We start from the raw sequence: 20,941 nt of genomic DNA, 5'->3' as shown, positions 1-20,941 counted from the left end.
CCCCGGTGAAGCGGATCATCCACTCGGGTACCCGCACGTACGGGAGGATGACCGCGCAGGGCAGGCTGCTCCCCGGTTTCCTGCTGTGCGGCGGGCAGCGGTGCGGGACGACGTCGCTTTACCGGGCACTGTCCACGCATCCGGCGATCATGAAACCGATACTGCACAAGGGGATCCACTACTTCGACACCGGCTACCACAACGGGATCACCTGGTATCGCGCCCACTTCCCGACCCGGGCGGCGGCGGTGCGCATCAGCGAGCACACCGGCCTGGCCGCGCAGGCGTTCGAGTCCAGCCCGTACTACCTGTACCACCCGCTGGCCGCCGAACGCTTCGCCCGTGACCTGCCGGGTGTGAGGCTGATCGTGCTGGTCCGCGACCCGGTGGAGCGGGCCCGTTCCCAGTACGCCCACGAGGTGGCACGGGGGTTCGAGGAACTGACGAGTTTCGAGGCGGCGCTGGCGGCGGAGGAGGAACGACTCGCCGGCGAGGTCGACCGGTTGCAACGCGATCCGCACCATTACAGCTTCAGCCACCAGCATCACGCGTACACGCTGCGCGGCCGGTACGCCGACCATCTCGACCGCATCGCACGGGTTATCGCCCGGGAACGGATCCTCGTCGTCGACAGCGGCGAGTTCTTCGCCGACCCGGAACCGGTGTACGACCGGGTGTTGCGCTTCCTGGGGTTGCCGTGGCTGGGCGACCCGGTGTTCGCCAGGCACAACGCGCGGCCGCGCACGGCGCCGTCGAACAAGGCGGTGGACGACAGGTTGCGGCGCGAGTTCGCTCCCCACGACGCACGGCTGGCCGAATGGCTGGGAGGGCCGCCTTCGTGGCGGACGTGACCGCCACCGCCGCCCGTACCGCGCGTGCCGCCCGGGACCGGGCGTTGCGCGGCACGGCGCGGGGCGGCCTGCTCAACCTGTTGGGGGCCGCCGTCGCCGGTGGCGGGGGGTTGGCGATCACCTGGCTGGCGGCGGCCGGGCTGGGTGCCACCGGCGCCGGGCAGTTCTTCGCGGCCACCGCGGCGTTCCTGGTGGCGGTCGCGTTCGCGCGGCTGGGCACCCCCACCGGCCTGGTCTACTGGATCGCCAGGTGCCGTACCGGTGACCCCGCCGGGCTGGACACGGTGTTGCGGTCGGCGGTGGTCCCGGTGGCGGTGGCCTCGACGGTGACGGCGGTGGTGGCGTTCACGGCCGCGCCGGTGCTGTCGGGTTGGAAGGCGGGCGGCGGGCCGGAGTACACGGCGGTGCTGCGGGCGCTGGCGGTGTTCGTCCCGGCGGCGGTGGCGATGGAGTTGCTGCTGGCCGCGACCCGCGGTTTCCAGCGGATGCGCGCGACGGTCGTTGTCGACAAGTTGGGCCGCACCCTCGCCCAGTTGGTGCTGTTGGCGGTCACGGTGTGGTGGCTGGAGACGGGTCCGCTGGGCGTGGCCCTGGCGTGGGCGCTGCCCTACGTCCCTGCGGCGGTGGCGGCGGGATGGTGGTGGCGTGGGCTGCGTCGTGACCGGTCGCGGCGGACCGTCGCGCCGGGGCCGGTGTCGGCGCCGGTCACACCGGCGGCGTTCTGGCGGTACACCTCGCCGCGGGCGGTGGCGGGTACCGCGCATCTCCTGCTGCAACGGATCGACATCCTGTTGGTCGCGGCGATGCTGGGCTTCTCGGAGGCGGCGTTGTACACCGTGGCGACCCGCTTCGTGACGGTGGCGCAACTGGTGTCGGGGGCGGTGGGCAGTGCGGTGCAGCCCCGGCTGGCCACGAGCATGTCCGGTGGTGACCTGGCCACCGCCCGGACGCTGTATCAGGTGACCACGGGCTGGATCGTCCTGGTCTGCTGGCCGCTGTTGTTGGCCGTGGGGTGGTCGGCGCCGTGGTACCTGTCGGTGTTCGGTGCCGAGTACGTGTCCTGGCAGGGTGTCGCGGTCGTGTGGCTGCTGGTGGCCGGGATGCTGGTGGCGACCGGCTGCGGTGTCGTCGACAGTGTCCTGGTGATGGCGGGCCGGGGGCGGTGGCAACTGTACAACGTGGTCACCGCGCTGGCGGTGAACGTCGTGTTGAACCTGTGGCTGATCCCGGCTCACGGCGTGGTGGGCGCGGCCGTGGCGTGGGCGGTGTCGTTGGCGCTGAACAACGTGGTGCCGCTGGTACAGCTCGCGGCCGGGCACCGGCTGCATCCGTTCGGCACCGGTACCGGGCTCGCGGCGGCGGTCGCGGCGTTCTGGTTCGGCGCGGTTCCGGCGGTGTCGCTGGCGTGGTGGGGCCCGACCGCGCTGCCGGAGACGCTCGCGGTGTCGGCGGTGGCCACGGCGGCCACGGCGCTGGTGTCGCGGCGTCGTCTTGTCCGACCGAGGGGTGACGGCGATGCGGGGGCGTGAGGCGTCGTGACCACCCGGAACCCTCCGATATGGAAGTGAGTGAAGAGATGCGGGCCGATTACACCGACGTGTTCAAGGATCCGGGGGCGGTCGCGAAGTACTCCGAGGAGACCTACGCGACGGGCACGTTCTCGTCCCGGGTGTCGGAGCGGCAGCGGCAGTGGTTGCGGGGGTTCGTGTCCGAGGCGTTCCCTGAGCCGCCGGTGCAGCACGACTTCGCGTGCGGCACGGGTCGCGCGATCCGCATGCTGGCGGGGATGGTGGCCGAGGCCCACGGCTACGACACCTCCGAGGCGATGCTCGCCAAGGCGGCGGAGTTGCGTACTCCCGCGCGGTTGCACCTGGTCGGCGCGACCGGGGAGCTGCCGGTGGACGACCGGCGCCCGGCGCTGGTGACGGTGTTCCGGTTGCTGCTCAACGCGAGCCCGTCGGTGCGGGACCGGGCGATGGACTTCGCCGCCGGGATGCTGCCCGACGCCGACGCCGGACTACTGGTGTGCGAGAACCACGGCAACGCGGGGTCGATCCGGCATCTGAAGGCGGTGTTCGGGCGGCCGGACTCCAAACGGTGGTTCGCGGAGTTGAGTCACGCCGACGTCATGGAACTGTTCGCCCGGCACGGTTTCGAGCTGGTCGCCCGGCAGGGCTTCACGATGCTGACGCAGGGTTTCTACAGTCGTGCCCCGTTGTCGTGGCTGGCGCCGCCGCTGGACGATCTGGCGTCGCGGCGGCGGTGGAGCGCGGCGGCGGCGTCGGACGTGTTGTACGTGGCGCGGCGCAGGCGTTGAGCGGCGTGGGCGGGCGCCTCCGTGCGGCACCCGCCCACGCACGTGGTGGCGGGGATCAGGCGAGTCCGGTGGCCATGGCCCCGGTCAGTGTGCCGTCGTCGCCGTCGAGTGACCAGATCATGGCGCCGCCGAGGCCGTTGGCCTTGACGTAGTCCATCTTCTGGAGGATGGTGGCCTCGTCGTCGTAGGACCAGAACTGGCCGTTGACGTACAACCAGACGGCCATCGCCTCGGCGTCGGTGTACCGGGTTCCGGGGCGGTTCTTGAGGACGTCGTAGTCCTCGATGCCGTTCTCCCAGGTTCCGGGTGCAGGTCCGGTCGCGGTCTGGTAGAGGCCGTTGTTGGTGCTGGGTACTCCGGCCCAGCCGCGGCCGTAGGCGGGTACGCCGAGTACGAGTTTGTCGGCGGGTGCGCCCTGGGCGAGGTAGGTGCCGATCGCCTGGTCGCCGCTCCAGCCGGTGGGTGACGGGTCGTCCGGCGGCGAGTAGATCTGCGCCTGGTGGTTGGTGGTGTTGCCCCACGCGCCGTACAGGTCGTAGCCCTGGACGGTGACGAAGTCGAAGTCGGCCATGACCTCGGCGACCTCGATTCCGGCGTCGATCTTGGCGGGGTCGGCGGGCAGGAAGGCGGACAGTTCGTAGGTGTCTCCGGTCTGTCGGCTCAGTGCGTCGAGTTGGGTTCGGAACTCCTGTACCAGGGCGGTGAAGTTCTGTTTGTCCTCGGGGCGGATGACGTTGCCGGTGTTGCCTTCGCTGCCGGGCCACTCCCAGTCGAGGTCGATGCCGTCGAAGACGCCCGCCGCGACACCGGTACCGCACTGCGGTTCGCCTCCGATGCACGGCAGGTTGCCCTTGATGAACAGGTCGATGCAGCTGGCGACGAACGCCTGCCGGTTCTGTGGGAGCGCGGCGTCGGAGAAGTACTTCGACCAGGTCCAGCCGCCCAGCGACATCATGATCTTCAGGTCGGGGTAGAGCTCCTTGAGTTCCTTGAGCTGGTTGAAGTTGCCGGCCAGCGGTTGGTTGTACACGTCGCCGACGCCGTCGACGGACTCGGCGGCGGTGAACCGGCGCTGGTAGTCGGCCCAGGCGTCGCCGACGCCGGTCTGGTTGGCCATGAAGCAGCGGCCCTGCTGGTTGACGTTGCCGAAGGCGTAGTTGATGTGGGTGAGGTCGGCGGCGGCGCCGGTGATGACCATGTCCTTGACCAGGTAGTTACGGCCGTAGATGCCCCACTGGGTGAAGTAGCCGACCTTGCGGTATTCGCCGCCGGGTTCACCGGAGTCGGGGCCGGTCCGGGCGGTGGCGGCGGCGCTGAACGGGGAGAGGTTCCCGGCCGCGTCGACGGCCCGCACCGTGACCTGGTAGGACGTGTCGGGTGTGAGTCCGGTGAGGGTGGCGGTGGTGCCGGAGGTCTCGGTGGCGGCCTGCCCGTTCACGTGGACCTGGTATCCGGTGACGCCGACGTTGTCGGTGGCGGCGGTCCACTGGAGTGAGACGGTGCGGGCGGTGGTGCCGGTGACGGTGGGCGTTCCGGGTGCGCTCGGGGGTTCGGTGTCGTCGCCGGGTCCCTGTCCACCGGTGCAGTCGCCGTCGTTTATCCGGCAGTCGACGGGTGGGGAGTTGGTCCCGGAGTAGGCGACGTTGAAGCCGATGGTGAGCGAGCCGCCGGGTGCGATATCGCCGTTCCAACTGGTGTTGGTGACGGTGACGCGTTGTCCGGAGACGGTGTAGGAGGCGTTCCACAGTGCGCTGACACGGTGGCCGTCGGGCAGGGTGAAGGCCAGGGTCCAGCCGGAGACCGTGGCGGCGGAGTCGTTGGTGATGACGTAGTCGGCGGCGTAGCCGGTGCCCCAGTCGGGGCCGGGACGGAACTCGGCGGTGAGTCCGGTCTGGGCGTGGGCGGTGGTGGTGAGGCCGAGTGCCGTCACCAGCACGGTTCCGATGATGAGGAGGGCACGGATGAGTCTTCGCATGACGTTACTTCCAAACAATCGTTAAGAAGTCTTTCAGTTGCCATGAGAAGGTTACTTAATCAATGGACATGTGTCAATCTCTCGTGGCAGGACGCCCGCCCCGGCGCAACCCGTGCATCCCGCTACTGAGCAACAGACCCGCCGCCACCGGCGCGTCGTGCACCATGTACCGGGTGAACATCCGGCGCGGTTCCGCCGCCAACCGGTGCAGCCACTCCAGGCCACCACGCTGCATCCAACGGGGTGCCCGGCGCCGGTTGCCCGCCACGAAGTCGACGGCCGCACCGCAACCCAGGAACCACGCCCTCGGCAACGCGCCCGCCAACCGCGCGATCACCCGCTCCTGCTTGGGGAATCCCAGGCCCACGAACACCACGTCCGGTCGCGCCGACACCATGTCGTCGACCAGCGACCGCAGAACCGCCGGATCGGCGTCGAAACCCATGGGCGGGCTGCACGCACCCACCACGTGCAGGCCGGGAAGCGTCGCGATCAACCGGTCCGCCGCCCTCGCCGCCGTGGCGCGGTCTCCACCGGGCGCACCCCCCAACAGGAACACCCGGCGGCCGTCCTCGGCCGCCGCCCGGCTCAGGCTCCAGATCAGGTCCGAACCCGCGACCCGCTCCGGCAGTGCCGAACCGGCCAGCCGCGACGCCCACACCAGCGGAGCCCCGTCCGCCACCACCAGGTCGCCCGCCGTCACGTGGTCTCGCGACTCGGGGGACCTACGGGTCTGCCGCAGGATGTCCACGTTGGGGGTGACGATCCGGCCGCCCCGACCTCGGCGCAGCTCGGCGCGCACCCGGTCGACGACCTCCGCCTGGGTCACCGCGTCGAAGGCCAGCCCGCCCACCACGACCCTGGTGAGGGTGTGGCCACTTCGGGTAGTCGTATCACTCACGCCGCATGACGCTAGCCGCCGGAACACCGTGACGGAGTGATTTCGGGCCAACCGATCCCGACACCGCCGTGAAAAGCCGTGTCACCTGCGGCCGCGGTGAAATCATCGGTCCGGTGGGCGTGTCCTATCGGGTACCCGCCGCCGTTATACACAGTGACGGAATTCGACCGGGGGCGAAGATCGAGATGACAGTGGCGAGAGAACGTACCAAGGTGCTCTTCATCGGAGGGCTGGGCCGCAGCGGGACCACACTGCTGGAACGACTGCTCGGCCAGCTACCGGGGGCCTGGCCACTCGGTGAGGTGGCGCACCTGTGGGAGCGGGACGTCCGCGACGACGAGTGCTGCGCGTGCGGCGCGTCGTTCTCGGCGTGTGAGTTCTGGCAGCGGATCGGGCGCACCGCCTTCGGCGGTTGGGACCGGCTCGACCTCGACCGGGTCTGCCGGCTCAAGGCCACGGTGGACCGCACCCGGCACATCCCGGCGCTCGCCGCCAGGCAGCTCAAACCGCAGCAACACTCACTCGTCACCGAGTACGCCGACTACTACCGGCGGATCTACACGGCCGCCGCCGCCGACGCCCGGGCGCGCGTCATCATCGACTCCTCCAAGCACGCGTCGCTGGCGTACGTCCTGCGGTGGTGCCCGGACATCGACCTGCGGGTCCTCCACGTGGTCCGCGACTCGCGCGGCGTCGCCTACTCGTGGACCAAGGAGGTGACCCGCCCGGAGTCCGGCAGCCGCGACCAGATGACCCGCTACTCACCCACCCGCGCGGCCCTGCTGTGGAACGCCCAGAACGCCGCGTTCGGCCTGCTGCGGCGGAGGGGCGTACCGGTGCGGCGGGTCAGGTACGAACGGCTCATGTCGGATCCGCGCGGCGTCGTGGCGCGGCTGGCGGAGTGGGCGGAGATACCCGTGACGCCCGCGCAGCTGCGCTACATCGGCGACGACTACGCGGATCTGGGGCCCAGTCACTCCGCCGCCGGGAACCCGATGCGGTTCACGGTGGGGCGTATCCCGCTACGCCACGACGACGCGTGGACGACCGCGCTTCCGGCCTCCCACCGGCGGCTCGTGGAGGCGATCACCCGGCCGCTGCTGGGCCGCTACGGATACCTCGACCGGGAACCGGGTTCGGACGTCCGCCGGGACTCGGCGTTCCCACGGCAGTCCGGCGACGCCGGTTCCGAGGAGGTGCTGCCGTCGCGGTGCGTGGCCAATCCGCACACCGCCTACCGATCGGAGTGACGCCGGCGCGTGCGGGGCGTCCTCCCGCACGCGGCCTCCCACCATCCGGCCCGAGTCACCCGGCTCCGGCCCCGGTACGGCCCGCCGAGGCGTCCCGGCGACGGCCGCGACAGACGACGTCCGCACGAACGATATGGAGCGCACGATGACCGACTGGCCGTCGATCGGCGTGGTGATACCCACGCACGACCGTCCCGACCTGATGCGAGCCGCACTGGACTCGGTGCTCGCGCAGCGCTATCCGGGCCGGATGTCGGTGATCGTGGTGTTCGACCGGGCGAAGCCGGACACCTCACTGGAGTGCGACGGCGACCGGCCGGTCCGGGTCTCGAAGAACCGGCGCACCCCCGGCCTGGCCGGTGCCCGCAACACCGGGATCGACGCCGTGGACACGGATCTGGTTGCCTTCTGCGACGACGACGACGTGTGGTTGCCCGGCAAGCTCACCGCGCAGGTCGCCGCGATGGAACCGGGTACCGAGATGACCACCTGTGCGATCAGCGTCGCCTACCGGGGCAGGACGACACCGCGGTTGGCGGGCAAGACCCGGGTCCGGCAGTCGGACCTGTTGCGGTCCCGGATGATGATGCTGCACTCCTCGACGTTCCTGTTGCGACGCGATGCCCTGCTGGGCGGGCTCGGGATGGTCGCCGAGGACGCGCCGGGCAGCCAGAACGAGGACTGGGACCTGCTGCTGCGGGCGGCACGGCGCCGACCGATCGTCCACGTCGACTCCCCCTACGCCAAGATCCACTGGGGTGGTTCGCACTTCGAGACCCGGTACGACACCAAGATCTCGTCGTTGCGGTGGATGCTGGACCGCCACCCCGAACTGCACGGGTCACCGGTGGGCGCGGCACGGGTGTACGGCCAGTTGTCCTGTTGGCACGCTGCGGTGGGTGACCGCCGGGCGGCGTTGCGGTGGGCGGGCCGGGCGACCCGTTCCCAGTGGAAGGAGCCGCGGGCGGTCATCGGCGCCGCTGCGGCGCTGGGGCTGGTCAGGGTGCCGACCGTACTGAGCCTGCTGCACCGCCGGGGACGCGGCCTCTGACGGCTCGCCTCTAAGGCGCGGGCGGCGACGGTCCAGGTGGGGCTCCAGCGTTCCACGGCGACGAGCCCGGCTTCGGCGAGGACCCGGTCCATCGCGGTCTCGTCGAGCAGTTCGGCGTCGAACTCCTGGCGCCACGTCCGGCCGCCGAGCCGGTACTCGACACGTCCCCGGAACCGGTCGCCGTCGCGGTCCAGCACCAGGAATGAGGTGTTCACCTCACCGCTGACACCGTCGGCGGCCTCGATCCCACGCATCCGCCCCACGTCATAATGTCCTATGTACACGCGGCCGTCGGCGGCGAGATGCCGGCTCGCGGCCGTGAGGAACGTGTTGCGCTGCACCGCGTCGGCCTCGTTGACGAAGTGGCTCGCCAACACGACGTGGTCGAAGGTCGCCGACAGGCGCAGCGATCCCAGTTCCGCGAGGACCGGGTTCACCCGCGCGTCCAGACGGGCGAGCATGTCCGAGGAATCGTCCACGCCGGTCACGTCGAAACCCCTGGCGGCCAACGGGTTGGCGAGCCGTCCGACTCCACAGCCGAGGTCGAGCACGCTTCCCGGTGGCGTCAACCGGCTCAACAGCGGCGTGAACTCCGGTTCGGCGGACAGGTGGAGATAGACCTCGACGGGTGAGCCGTCGGGGGCGACGGGCGATTCGGCGGTCATACGGCCCTCCCGGGATCCGGCCGGCGGTGATACGCCGAGGACCAGCGGCCCTGGTGTGGCGCTGGTCCTCGGCACCCGGACCACCGTGGGGTCGGTGGTCGGGTCACGTCTGTCGTCGGTACTGCGGTCCTCCGCGGCGGGGCTACTGGACGCCGGCTCCGGCGGTCCGGGAGCGGTGCATGGACAGCACGTACTCGACCAGGTTGATCAACACGGCCTTCGTGGACTCCCGCTGGCGGGCGTCGCAGGGCACGATCGGGGTCTGGGGGGCGACGGCGAGGGCTTCGCGGACGTCTTCGATGTCGTGGAACTGCTTACCGTCGAACTGGTTGACGGCGACCAGGTAGGGCAGGCGACGGTGCTCGAAGAAGTCGATCGCGGCGAAGGAGTCGGCCAGCCGCCGGGTGTCCACGATGACGACGGCGCCGATCGCGCCGCGGACCAGTTCGTCCCACATGAACCAGAAACGGGTCTGTCCGGGCGTACCGAACAGGTACAGGATCAGGTCGTTGTCGATGGTGATGCGGCCGAAGTCCATGGCGACGGTGGTGGTGGTCTTCTGCGTGACGAGGTCGTTGTTGTCCACCCCCTCCGACGCGGAGGCCATGATGGCCTCGGTCGTCAACGGAGTGATCTCCGAAACCGAACCCACCAATGTGGTCTTACCTACGCCAAACCCACCGGCGATGACGATCTTCGCCGAGGTTACCCGTCCGTTTGTAGGGCGGTCAGCCACGTTCAAAGCCTCCGAAGTCCACTGAGCACTCTTTCGAGCAGTTCGGTGCCGACCACATCGTCACCGTCGGAAATACCCGCCGGTTCGTGCACAGCCAGCAGGCCGTCGGCGGCCATGTCGGCCACCAGCACCCGCGCGACTCCAAGCGGCATCTGCATTCGGGCGGCTATCTCCGCCATCGACTGCAAACCCACACCACACATCCCGGCGATCGTTTGTTGTTCTTGTCCGGCAAGGAATCCACCGGAACGACCTCTCGCGGTCGTTTCTACCAACGCTTCCATGGCGATATCCAGCCGGGGCCGGGTACGACCGCGTGTAACCGCATATGGACGTACCAGGGCGCCCACGCCGATCGAATCATCACGATCGAGAACCATCGCTACTCCCAACGCTGTCATCCGTCCAGGACGACGAGGTAACTGGCATTAATTGCCACATATGTCTGAATTCCTAGTTATTCCGTTGTCGTTCGGCCACGCGCGAGCCGTCAAGGACTCTACCGCGCCGGGGCGATTCACGCACCCCCTCCGCCGGAGGCGCCGCGGACCTCTGGCGTCAACGCCGCACCCACCCGGTCGACCAACAGGGCCATCTCGTAACCCACCTGGCCGACGTCACAGGTGCGCGACGCCAGCACCGCGAACGATGAACCGTCGCTGATGGACATCAGGAACAGGAATCCGTTGTCCATCTCCACCACCGTCTGGAGCACCGCGCCGCCCTCGAAGCAGCGGGACGCGCCCTGAGTCAGGCTCACCATGCCCGAGGCCACCGCCGCCAGTTGATCGGCCCGGTCCCGGGGCAGGTTGCGGGACGCGGCCATCAACAGACCGTCGGCCGACACCGCCACCGCGTGCGCCACTCCTGGCACACGTTCGGCAAATCCGGCCAGCAGCCAGCCGAGATCCTGCACGCCCGTCTGCGTCGTCATCAGTTGCGCTCCTTGTCAGACCTGTTCCTCAGGTTGCTCGTCATCGAAGTGTCGTTGCCTCGTCCACGCTGTACACCCCGGTGGTATGCGGCCAACAGTCCGCGTACGTTCTCGGGATCGCGCCGCGTCGGCTTGGCCATCGGCTCTGGGCCGTTGTCCACCGAACCCGGCACCAGGCGCTCCATCGGCCGCCGCTTGGGAAGCCCCGCGCTGGTCGACTCCTCCGGTGCGAGCTCGGTCAGCTCGGCGGCGATCCGCCAACCCTGGTCGGCGGCCGTCCGCCACCGGTTCTCGTCATAGGACGGTTCCGGCCGGTTGACGACCGGGTCGAACTCGGGGACGTCCGGCATCTCCGGTGGAGTGCCGATCTGCCTCCGAGGCAGCCCCGCCCCCGGGTCCGGCGGAGGACGCCAACCACCCGAGTCCGACCCGCCGGCGGCGGGTTCCGGACCGGAGGTGGCCGATGAATCCTCGACGAGCCCCGATTCGTTGCCCGGGAACGACTCCGGCGTCCCCGTTCCAATGCTGTCGCCGAGTCCACCGTAACCGACGGACTCGGTGTCCGCCGATGCCGGACGCGGCGGTGGTGTACTCGTCTTGAACCACGCCGACTCGACCTCGCGGAAGATCGGCAACTCCATCGTCTCGTCCATGGCCGGGAACCTGGCCGCCGCCTGCGCCACCGGATCGGCGGTGCGGGCGCCGTTGGCGCCGGTCGGCCAGGACGGCGGCCCGTCGCCACCGCGCGGTGACGGGATCTCCGGGGCCGGCCCCGGCAGCGGCGCCGCGTCCAACCGGATCATCGGCAGGGCCACGGCTCCGGAATCGGCGGCACCCTCGGCGACGATCTCGCCGGTGACCTCCATGATCTTGCGGCGCGGCAGGCCGCCGGCGTCCGACGTGTCACCCGGAACGAACGAGACACCGGAGGAGCCCGCCATGGACGGGGCCGGGTCACGGTCACGGCGCGGCAGTTCTCCGGCGCCGTTGGGCGGCTGAGTCGGGTAGGAGTCCGGGCTGAACGGCTTGACCTGCGGGGTGTCAGGCAGGTCGAGCGGTTCGAACAGGCTGCGGGAGGAGTCGGCCGGGCCGGCCGCCGCGAACCCGCCGTACGGCGGCAGTTCGGCGGCCGGTGCGGGCGCGGCGTTCAACATGCGGCCGCCGACGCCGCCGGTGAGCACCTGCGGTGTCAACACGACCTCGGCGACAGTGCCGCGTCCGGGTGCCTCCTGCAGGGTGACCTTCAGGTTGTGGCGGTGCGACAGCCGCCCGACCACGACCAGACCCATCATCCGTGACGCGGAGATGCCCACGGACGGCATGTCGGCCAACTGGGCGTTGAGGTCGTCGAGCTGGCTCGGCGACATGCCGATGCCCCGGTCGGTGATCCGGACCAGGATCTCGGCCCCGACCTGGCGCGCCTCGGCGATGACGGCCGTGTCCGGCGGGGAGAACGCGGTGGCGTTGTCCAGCAACTCGGCGATGAGGTGCACGATGTCGTTGACCGCGGCGGCCTCGACCTCGGAATCGGCCAGTACCGTGCCGAACTCGATCCGCGTGTACTGCTCCACCTCTGACTGGGCGGCGCGGAGCACGTCACCGATCTGGGCGGAGTTGCGCTCCACGCGGGTGGAGTCGGCGCCGGCGAGCACCAGCAGGTTCTCGTCGTTGCGGCGCATCCGGGTCGCGAGGTGGTCGAGCTGGAACAGTTCGGCCAGCCGGTCCGGGTCCTCCTCGCCGCGCTCCAACCGGTCGAGGTGACCGATCAGGCGGTCGACCAGGTTCTGGCTCCGGCGGGCGAGGTTGACGTACATCTGCGACACCGACGCCTGTAGGGTCGCCTGTTCGGCGGCGGTGCGGACGGCCTCCCGGTGGACCAGGTTGAAGGCACCGGCCACGGTGCCGACCTCGTCGCGGTTGTCCATCTGCAGCGGGTCGTCGAGTTCGGCGATGATCTCCTCGGGCGTGCGCTGGCCGAGGCCGTCCGAGTCCCGCATCGCCTGGACCGCCTGGGGCAGGCTCACGTGGGCCACCTCCAGGGCGCCCTCACGCAACTGCCGGAGGCTCAGCGCCATGGACCGGGCGATGACCAGCGCCAGCAGCACCGCCAGCACCAGGGTGATCAGCACCAGGGCCATCTCGATGAGCACCCGCTGCACGACCGCGTCACGGACCGACGCAGCGAGCATGACGGCCTCGTCCTCGATGGCGGCGACGAACGCGTGGCTCGCGGCGCGGCGGTCGTCGTAGGCGGCGGTCAGGTCGGCGTGGCTGAACTGCGGCACGGTCTCGGGGGTGCCGTTGAGGATGAAGGTCTCGAAGGTGTTGGCGTTGCGGCTCGTGCTGGACCCCAGGCCGGTCTCGGCGTTGTTCAACGCCTGGTTCTGCTCGGGGGTGCTGGTCTCGGCCAGGTCCTTCAGCGCCTGCTCGCGTGCCATCAGCAACTGGAGCAGTTCGGTGTAGTTGCGCGGGCCGACCGGCTCGCCCGCGGGCATCCGGTACGCGATCAGGCGGGCGCGCTCGGAGTTCTCGTTGGCCTCGGTGACCAGACCACTGACGCGCAGGTCGCGGGTCAGGTCCAGGTCGGTGCTGACGTCCACGGTGTAGTCGTTGATGTACTGCAGCCACGCGATGAGGGCGCCGTACTCGCTGAGGTCGCCGTTCTTGGCCTCTCCGTCCATCACCTTCGTCCGGACCGCGGACAGCCCGGCGAGGGTCTGTTCGATGTCGTCCAGCGTCTGGCGGAACTCGGGGCTCTCCTCGGGCAGGTCCGCACGACCGGCGCGGTAGTCCTCGATCAGGCCGTCGGAGGTGCCGACGGCGCCCTCGAAGCGGGCGATCGCCTCGGCCTCCGCCTCCAGGTCGACGTTGTCCTTGTTGATCTGGATGGCCGCCTCGGCGCGCTCGGACTGCAGTCCGTACAGCAACTCGTTGGCGAGCGCGTTGAACTCCACGAGCGCGGCGGCGTCACCGGAGGTCAACGCCTGGTTGCTGGACTCGTACAGCCGGATGCCCGCCATACCGGCCAACACCGTGATCGGAAGGAGCAGAATGAGCCCCAGTTTGGAGCGAATGCGCATATCGGCCAGCCTGGGCAGGCCGAACTTGCGCCGCGGCGGGGCGACGGTCGCCTCCGTCGTGCTGCGCTTGCTCACCGTTTCGAACCCTCCTGGGGTTTCATTTCTGGTCGTCTGAGGTTCCGACGCCATGCATATCTCGGGCAGCCGCATCTCGCAAGAGCCCTCGCGATTTCACCATGCGCGGCGTGGAAATGGAAGTGCAGGGCAAATCGAGGGCTTCCTACGGGCGGCAATTCGGACATATCGAACTGCTGACTATTGTGTGTCGACTCGACCGCACACCTTGACCGGCGTTCCGGCCGACGGCCCGACAGGGCCGTCACGAGCGGTGAACCGACCGGTGATCGCCGTGGTGGTGCTCCAGAGGGGTGCTGGTCGCGGGGGTGTCGCGCTTATCGGTCACATCATACGGCGCGGATCCGGTGAAGATCGAACGACGCCGCCTCCGAAAGTGTATGCGGCACCGGATGCGGCCTTTCTCCGCCCCGGCCGCACCGTCCGTTTTACGGCCACACACCGTCACGAAATCATTCGAAAGAGTGACGGCCAGGCGTGTCCATAACGCTTTACCGACATGGTCACCTGGCATATCACCCCGCTTTCGGCCAATGTGTCCGATGCTGTGACGATTGCCGCCGATTAAGGACATTTTCGGGGAATTTAATACGGACATTCGGCGTATGCGACGATATTCCGGCTCATTCAGCACGGACGGAGACGTACTCGCTGTGCGACACTGTCCAGCCGCATCACGGCAAAGTAACGAAGGTAAACGACACAGGTCGCCGAAGTCCCGGCGCGCGGCGTCACACGCCGCGGCCGTGACCCGGCGACATCACAACGACCGACACTCCTTTGGGGGCCCGGACACGTGACACACGCACACTTCGCCTACGGGTGGGTCAACCCGCTCATGGGCTTCGGATTCGCCCTCGCGGGCTCCTACCTCGGCCTGACGTGCATGATGCTGGCCCGCCGGCAACCGGCCGGCCGGGCCCGGGTGCGCTGGCTGTTCCTCGGTTCGCTGGCCATCGGCGGCACGGGCATCTGGATGATGCACTTCATCGCCATGATCGGCTTCAGCGTCACCGGCGGCGACGTCCGGTACGACCTGTCGATCACCGCGCTGAGCCTGGTCATATCGATCATCTCGGTGGCCTTCGGCCTCTTCGTGGTCGGCCTCGGCAGGCCCACGGTCGGCAAGGTGCTGGTCGGCGGCCCGCTCACCGGGATGGGGGTCGTGGCGATGCACTACACGGGCATGGCCGCGGTGAACATCTCCGGCACGATCCACTACGACCCGCTGTGGGTGGCCGCCTCGGTGGCCATCGCACTGGTCGCCGCGACCGTCGCCCTGTTCTTCACGACCTGGGTCGCGGGCCGCGGCTCGCTGGCGGCGGCGTCGCTCATCATGGCCGCCGCGGTCTGCGGCATGCACTACACGGGCATGGGTGCCGTCTCGGTCGAGATCGTCAACCGGGGCCTCGACCGGGTCCCGGGCGTCGATCCGCTGATCCTGATGGTCCCCATCCTGCTGCTGGCCACCGTCGTCCTGGTGACGTTGATCGTGGGTGTCCTCGGCGGGAAGGACGACGCCGAGGACGCGGTCGCGGCCGTGACGCGCCGGGCGAGCCGGTCCGAGACCGGTACGCACCGGACACCACGTCACGCCGAACCCGTGGCCGCCGCGCCCGCCGAACCGGCCTTCTGGTCGGCGGCCGACGTGGCGCAACCCGAACCGGACGCGCCCGGCAATCCCGGCCGCCGGCCCACCCTGAGCGCCGCGATGCGGCTGCGGGAACGGCCGAGGCCGTTCACGCCGCCACGGCCTCGGGAAGCCGGCGACTGGGAACGGCAGGACGCCGACGAGACACCCTGGTGACCCGCCGTGCCCGACGCACCGGGCACGGCCACCGCGGGCCGGACCTCCTCCCCCGGGGTCCGGCCCGCTCCACGTCCGGTGTCAGCCGGCGATGAGTTTGGCGTAGGCGGGTTTGACGACGTCGTCGATGAGCGCGAGGCGTTCGTCGAAGTCGATGAACGCGCTCTTCATCGCGTTGACCGTCAGCCAACGCAGTTCCGGCCACCCGAACCCGAACGCCTCCGACAGCAACGCCATCTCGCGGGACACGCTCGTAGCACTCATCAACCGGTTGTCGGTGTTGACGGTGACCCGGAACCTCAGCTTCGCGAGCAGCCCGATCGGGTGCTCCGATATCGACGCCGCGGCACCTGTCTGCAGGTTCGACGAGGGGCACAGCTCCAACGGCAGCCGGGTGTCCCGGACGTAGGCGGCGAGCCGTCCCAGCACCGGTTCGCCGTCGGCGCCGGTGGTGACGTCGTCGACGATCCGCACCCCGTGACCGAGCCGGTGCGCGCCGCACCACTGGATGGCCTGCCAGATCGACGGCAGGCCGAACGCCTCACCGGCGTGGATGGTGAACCGGGCGTTCTCCCGCTGCAGGTACTCGAAGGCGTCGAGGTGGCGGGTGGGTGGGAAGCCGGCCTCGGCGCCGGCGATGTCGAATCCGACGACGCCGGTGTCGCGGTATCGCACCGCCAGTTCGGCGATCTCCATGGAACGGGCGGCGTGCCGCATCGCGGTCAGCAGCGCCCCGATCCGGATGGGGCGGCCGTTCTCGGCGGCCGTGCGGGCGCCTTCGGCGAACCCGGCCAGCACCGCCTCGACCACGGCGTCGAGCCCCAGTCCGCCCTCGGTGTGCAGTTCCGGCGCGAACCGGACCTCGGCGTACACGACACCGTCGTCGGCCAGGTCCTCGGCGCACTCCCGGGCGACCCGGCGGAGGTTCTCCTCGGTCTGCATGACCGCGACCGTGTGGGAGAAGGTCTCCAGGTATCGCTCCAGGGAACCGGAGTCGGCGGCGGCGTGGAACCAGTCGCCCAGGCCGGAGACGTCCGTGGTCGGCAGCGGGTGGCCGATCGCGTCGGCCAGCTCCACCACGGTCGCCGGTCGTAGTCCACCGTCGAGGTGGTCGTGCAGCAGGGCCTTGGGAGCCTGCCGGATCTCTTCTATGGACAAGGTCATCCGGAAAGGATACGCCCGGTGATATCGGCATCGCTTGTGGTGATCCGGGGCCGGACGGCGGTCGTTCTAGAGCTGCACGCGGTCCCACGGGGTGGGGCCGGGCCTGCCCCGGCCGGTGAGGACGAGGCCCCATTCGAGCGCCCACCTGCGATGCCACACCAGCGACGGGTCCACCGGTGAGTTGACGTGGCCGCCGCGGCGCTGCGCGTCGGTGAACAGCCAGTCCAGACAGGAGTAGAGGTCGAGCATCTCGGCGACCTCGCGGGCGTCGCGCACGTCGGGCCGGGCGCGGCCGCGCCACGCCGACATCGGTTCACCGGTGCGCAGATCGGGCATGAGGGACGGCAGGCCGTCGGTGCAGTACTGGGACGGGTCCAGATGCGACACCAGGCCGAGAATCCACGCCAGCGTGTACAGCGACTCCAGTTGCTCGGAGTAGCGCCGGGAGTCGCCGTTGCCGGTGGCGATGAACTGCCACTCGTCGCGGGTCAGCTCCTCCAGGACCCGCGCGTCGAGCAGCCACCGCATCGCCATCTGCGGCGGCATGTCGAACACCCGGGCCTGCACGATGTTCAGGATGACGGCGCGCGCCTCGATGTCGCGCTGGGACCGCATCGTCACCGAGTCGTCCGAGCCGAAGATCGACGGAAGGTAGTCGGGGCGGACCGGCAGTCCCAGTTGTGCGAGGTCGTCGCAGGTGCGTGCGCGGATCTGCCGGGGGTCGAACAGTAGTGGCGTCACTGGCGGCCTCGCCTATCGGTTGCGTGGCTTGAGCACCGCTGTCACCGTCGTCGACTGTGGAGGAGGCGTCGGCGGGTCGCGAACGGCGTGACGTCCCGGGCCGGGCTTGCCCGTCTGGGACGACGAGGGACGCCGCCGACCGCCGTCGTTCCTCTCAGGCCGACAGCACTGACTTAAGGGCTCTTAAAATGCACTCTACCCCTCACCCCGCGTTCAAGGTAATTGCCGTCACAGCGAAAAACCAGCCGCCGACCGGGTGGTAATGGCCGGATTATGGACCGGGACTTCAGCCGATCCGGTCGATGACGAGACGTCGTTCCGGTGCCACGGAGCCGATCTCGATCGCACCGGCCAACACCTGCCTGGCGGCCTCGAACCGTCCGGGGTCGTCGGCGTGCAGCCGCAGTACGGGCTGACCGGCCTTGACCGGCTCTCCCACCGCGGCCAGGATCTCCACGCCCGCACCGGCCGAGACCGGGTCGCCCTGCCGGGCCCGGCCCGCGCCCAACCGCCACGCGGCTACGCCGACGTCGTAGGCGTCCATGGCGGTCACGACGCCGTCGGTCTCGGCGAGCACGTCGTCGGTCTCGGGCGCGGTCGGCAGGGTCGCGTCGGGGTCGCCGCCCTGCGCCGTCACCATCGCGCGCCAGGCGTCCATCGCCCGGCCGTCGGCCAGTGCCGCCGCCGGGTCGGCGTCGGGCATGCCGGCGAGGTCCAGCATCTCGCGGGCGAGTGCGAGGGTCAACGCGACCACGTCGGCGGGTCCGCCGCCCGCCAGCACCTCCACGGACTCGGTCACCTCCAGCGCGTTCCCGGCGGTGCGGCCCAGCGGTGTGGACATGTCGGTCAGCAACGCCGTGCAGCGGACCCCGTGGGCCTCGCCGAGCCTGACCATCGTGGCGGCGAGCCGCCGCGCGGCGTCGACCTCCTTCATGAAGGCACCGGAACCGACCTTCACGTCCAGTACCAGCGCGTCGGTGCCCTCGGCGATCTTCTTGCTCATGATGGACGACGCGATGAGCGGGATCGACTCGACGGTGCCGGTGACGTCGCGCAGCGCGTACAGCCTGCGGTCGGCGGGGGCGAGGCGGTCACCGGCGGCGCACACCACGGCGCCGGGGTCGGCGAGCCGGTCGATGAACTCCTCGTTGGACAGGGCGGTGCGGAATCCGGGGATGGTCTCCAACTTGTCGAGGGTGCCGCCGGTGTGGCCCAGGCCCCGCCCGGACAGTTGCGGCACCGCCACCCCGAACGACGCCACCAGCGGCGCGAGCGGGAGGGTGATCTTGTCCCCGACGCCGCCGGTGGAGTGTTTGTCCACGGTGGGCCGGCCGACGCGCGACAGGTCGAGCCGGTCGCCGGAGTCGATCATGGCCTTCGTCCAGTCGGCGATCTCGCGGTCGTCCGCACCGTTGAGGAGGATGGCCATGGCCAGCGCCGACATCTGTTCGTCGGCGACGGTGCCGTCGGTGTAGGCGGCGATCACCCACTCGATCTGCGCGGTGGTCAGGGCACGGCCGTCCCGCTTGGCGCGGATGACGTCTACTGCGTTGATCACGTGGCTGGTTCCTCTCGTTGTCGCGCCGATGTCCGGCGTCGTTCCTCCCCGTCGAGAACGGCGGTCACGTCGTGGACCCCGGGGTCAGGTCAGGTGGTCGGGGCCGAAGGCGTCGGGCAGCAGGTATGACAGCGGCACCGGTTCGGGTTCGGCGTCGATGAGGCAGTCGGGGCCGCCGTGTTCGAACAGCAGTTGGCGGCAGCGGCCGCACGGTGTCAACGGCCGCCCGTCACCGTCCACGCAGGCCATCGCGACGAGCCTGCCGCCACCGGTCGCGGCCAGGCGCGACACCAGGCCGCACTCCGCGCACAGCGTCAACCCGTACGAGGCGTTCTCGACGTTGCACCCCGAGACGATCCGGCCGGAGTCGGTCAGTGCCGCCGCCCCGACCGGGTACCGCGAGTACGGCACGTAAGCCTGGCGCATCACCTCGACCGCGGCCTCCCGCAGGGCACGCCACTGCGTCTCGTCCAGTCTCCCCGTCATGTCTGTTCCTCCCGTGTGAACCCCGGACACGGCCGTGCCACCGGTGGGTCACCGGTGGCACGGCGTCGGTCACGCCTTGGTGTAGGGCTTTCCGTCGGCCGCGGGCGCCCGGACCCGGCCGATCAGTCCGGCGACGGCCACGATCGTCACCAGGTAGGGCAGCATCGCCAGGAACTCGGAGGGCACCGGCGACCCGCCGGGCACCGAACTGAGGAACTGTTCGATCTGCATCGCGAAGCCGAACAGCAACGCCCCGAGCAGGCCGCCGATCGGGTTCCAGCGGCCCACGATGAGCACGGCCAGCGCGATGAAGCCCTTGCCGTCGGTCATGTTCTCGCTGAACGGCAGCGCCTCGCCGATGGTGAGGAACGCGCCGCCGAGGCCCGACACGAGTCCGGCGATCAGCACGTTGCGGAACCGCAGCGAGTTGACCTTGATCCCGACTGTGTCGGCGGCGACGGGGTGCTCACCCACGGCGCGGGTGCGCAGGCCCCACCGGGTGTGGAACAGCATCACGTATACCAGGGCGACCAGGACCAGCGCCAGGTAGACGAACACGTTCTGCCCGAACAGCGCCGGGCCGATCGCCGGGATGTCGCTGAGGATCGGGATCTGCCACTCCGGTACCCGCATCGCCAGGTTCGTCGCGGACTCGTTGTCCTTCATGATCCTGTCGAACAGGAAGCCGGTCAGGCCCAGCACCAGCAGGTTGAGGACGACGCCCAGGACCACCTGGTCGACGACGTACCTGATCGCGAGCGCCGCCAGGACGAACGTCACGAGCGCGCCGGCGACCGTCGCCGCCAGGATGCCCACCCACGGGCTGCCGGTGACGGTCCCGGCCAACGCGCCGGTGAAGGCACCGGCGAGGAACTGGCCCTCGATGCCGACGTTGATGATTCCGGAGCGTTCGCACAGCACACCCGACAACGACCCGAAGATCAACGGCAGCGCCAGCAGCATGGTCCCCTTGAGGACCGTGTCGATCTGGAGTGTGTTGCCGGGGCGGGCGATCGCCCAGATGAGCAGTGCCAGCACCACGGCCGCCACCGCGACTCCGACCGTCAACCCGAAGGGGAGGTGGACTCGGCCGGTGAGCAGCAACGCGCCCAGCAGCACGGCCACGGCGCCCAGGGTGAGTACGACGGGCTTGGCGGGGAAGGCCGCGGCCGCCTCGGGAAGCGTCAGGTTGAACCGGACCGACGCCTCGGCGCCGGCGGTCATGGTCAGGCCGATGAGGAACACCGCGATGCCCAGCACGGCCAGCACGGTGCCGACCTTGCGGGAACGGGTCCAGAATCCGTGCAGTGCGGTGGACTCGGCGGATTCCGCCACGTCGATCGTCGTCAT

The 20,941-nt window shown here is 69.8% G+C and carries 17 protein-coding genes and 1 pseudogene; 6 read left to right on the top strand and 12 right to left on the bottom strand.

Annotation, left to right across the window (positions count from 1 at the left end; genetic code table 11):
• Positions 1 to 47: 47 nt before the first annotated feature.
• From LX16_RS16485 to LX16_RS16475, 3 genes are read left to right on the top strand one after another with little or no spacing between them, the layout of a single operon-like run.
• Positions 48 to 851, top strand: a complete 804-nt coding sequence (locus tag LX16_RS16485) for a sulfotransferase domain-containing protein (protein ID WP_147140833.1) — start codon at positions 48 to 50, stop codon at positions 849 to 851.
• A complete protein-coding gene (locus LX16_RS16480) occupies positions 818 to 2,380 on the top strand; it encodes a lipopolysaccharide biosynthesis protein (RefSeq protein ID WP_147139829.1) in 1,563 nt (520 codons plus the stop codon). Before LX16_RS16485 ends, LX16_RS16480 begins: the two co-directional genes overlap by 34 nt.
• A gap of 35 nt (positions 2,381 to 2,415) precedes the next feature.
• Positions 2,416 to 3,168: a class I SAM-dependent methyltransferase gene (locus tag LX16_RS16475; RefSeq protein WP_211354534.1), complete on the top strand. Its 753-nt coding sequence runs from the start codon at positions 2,416 to 2,418 to the stop codon at positions 3,166 to 3,168.
• Between the two features lie 55 nt (positions 3,169 to 3,223).
• Here the strand turns inward: LX16_RS16475 and LX16_RS16470 are convergent, their stop codons facing one another.
• Positions 3,224 to 5,143 (bottom strand): glycoside hydrolase family 18 chitinase, encoded by a 1,920-nt coding sequence (locus tag LX16_RS16470; protein ID WP_211354533.1) that lies wholly within the window; start codon positions 5,141 to 5,143, stop codon positions 3,224 to 3,226.
• A gap of 73 nt (positions 5,144 to 5,216) precedes the next feature.
• Complete coding sequence (locus LX16_RS16465) at positions 5,217 to 6,044, bottom strand: WecB/TagA/CpsF family glycosyltransferase (RefSeq protein WP_147139825.1); 828 nt, start codon at positions 6,042 to 6,044, stop codon at positions 5,217 to 5,219.
• 185 nt (positions 6,045 to 6,229) lie between these two features.
• On the opposite strand from LX16_RS16465, the gene LX16_RS16460 reads away from it, so the two are divergent.
• Together LX16_RS16460 and LX16_RS16455 are read left to right on the top strand one after the other, a co-directional pair.
• Positions 6,230 to 7,294 carry a sulfotransferase gene (locus tag LX16_RS16460; RefSeq protein WP_147139823.1) on the top strand — a complete coding sequence of 355 codons (1,065 nt, stop codon included), beginning with the start codon at positions 6,230 to 6,232 and terminating at the stop codon, positions 7,292 to 7,294.
• Positions 7,295 to 7,439: 145 nt separating this feature from the next.
• The gene (locus tag LX16_RS16455) at positions 7,440 to 8,345 is read left to right on the top strand and encodes a glycosyltransferase family 2 protein (RefSeq protein WP_147139821.1); all 906 of its coding nucleotides are present in this window, start codon (positions 7,440 to 7,442) and stop codon (positions 8,343 to 8,345) included.
• A 281-nt stretch (positions 8,346 to 8,626) separates the two neighbouring features.
• Here the strand turns inward: LX16_RS16455 and LX16_RS27650 are convergent.
• The 5 genes and pseudogenes from LX16_RS27650 to LX16_RS16430 all read right to left on the bottom strand — a co-directional run.
• Positions 8,627 to 9,010 (bottom strand): annotated as a pseudogene (locus LX16_RS27650) (class I SAM-dependent methyltransferase); the annotation flags it as partial.
• 142 nt (positions 9,011 to 9,152) lie between these two features.
• Positions 9,153 to 9,746 (bottom strand): GTP-binding protein, encoded by a 594-nt coding sequence (locus tag LX16_RS16445; RefSeq protein WP_147139816.1) that lies wholly within the window; start codon positions 9,744 to 9,746, stop codon positions 9,153 to 9,155.
• 2 nt (positions 9,747 to 9,748) lie between these two features.
• Positions 9,749 to 10,126: a DUF742 domain-containing protein gene (locus LX16_RS16440; RefSeq protein ID WP_147139814.1), complete on the bottom strand. Its 378-nt coding sequence runs from the start codon at positions 10,124 to 10,126 to the stop codon at positions 9,749 to 9,751.
• 137 nt (positions 10,127 to 10,263) lie between these two features.
• A complete protein-coding gene (locus LX16_RS16435) occupies positions 10,264 to 10,680 on the bottom strand; it encodes a roadblock/LC7 domain-containing protein (RefSeq protein WP_147139813.1) in 417 nt (138 codons plus the stop codon).
• On the bottom strand, positions 10,680 to 13,835 hold the full coding sequence (locus LX16_RS16430; RefSeq protein ID WP_158645632.1) for a sensor histidine kinase: 3,156 nt from the start codon (positions 13,833 to 13,835) through the stop codon (positions 10,680 to 10,682). Before LX16_RS16430 ends, LX16_RS16435 begins: the two co-directional genes overlap by 1 nt.
• Before the next feature lie 796 nt (positions 13,836 to 14,631).
• On the opposite strand from LX16_RS16430, the gene LX16_RS16425 reads away from it, so the two are divergent.
• The gene (locus LX16_RS16425) at positions 14,632 to 15,642 is read left to right on the top strand and encodes an MHYT domain-containing protein (protein WP_147139809.1); all 1,011 of its coding nucleotides are present in this window, start codon (positions 14,632 to 14,634) and stop codon (positions 15,640 to 15,642) included.
• An 81-nt stretch (positions 15,643 to 15,723) separates the two neighbouring features.
• Here LX16_RS16425 and LX16_RS16420 read toward each other — a convergent pair whose 3' ends face one another.
• The 5 genes from LX16_RS16420 to LX16_RS16400 all read right to left on the bottom strand — a co-directional run bounded on the left by LX16_RS16420 (position 15,724) and on the right by LX16_RS16400 (position 20,941).
• A complete protein-coding gene (locus LX16_RS16420; protein ID WP_147139808.1) occupies positions 15,724 to 16,806 on the bottom strand; it encodes an adenosine deaminase in 1,083 nt (360 codons plus the stop codon).
• 66 nt (positions 16,807 to 16,872) lie between these two features.
• The gene (locus tag LX16_RS16415; protein WP_147139806.1) at positions 16,873 to 17,547 is read right to left on the bottom strand and encodes a DUF4272 domain-containing protein; all 675 of its coding nucleotides are present in this window, start codon (positions 17,545 to 17,547) and stop codon (positions 16,873 to 16,875) included.
• A 286-nt stretch (positions 17,548 to 17,833) separates the two neighbouring features.
• On the bottom strand, positions 17,834 to 19,105 hold the full coding sequence (locus LX16_RS16410; RefSeq protein WP_147139804.1) for a thymidine phosphorylase: 1,272 nt from the start codon (positions 19,103 to 19,105) through the stop codon (positions 17,834 to 17,836).
• 84 nt (positions 19,106 to 19,189) lie between these two features.
• Entirely contained in the window at positions 19,190 to 19,591 is a 402-nt protein-coding gene (locus LX16_RS16405) for a cytidine deaminase (RefSeq protein WP_147139802.1), read from the bottom strand.
• A gap of 69 nt (positions 19,592 to 19,660) precedes the next feature.
• The gene (locus LX16_RS16400; protein ID WP_147139800.1) at positions 19,661 to 20,941 is read right to left on the bottom strand and encodes an ABC transporter permease; all 1,281 of its coding nucleotides are present in this window, start codon (positions 20,939 to 20,941) and stop codon (positions 19,661 to 19,663) included.

Source organism: Stackebrandtia albiflava, assembly GCF_007994225.1.
In the GTDB taxonomy this organism is placed as follows: domain Bacteria; phylum Actinomycetota; class Actinomycetes; order Mycobacteriales; family Micromonosporaceae; genus Stackebrandtia; species Stackebrandtia albiflava.
This window is presented reverse-complemented; position numbering and strand designations above follow the sequence as displayed.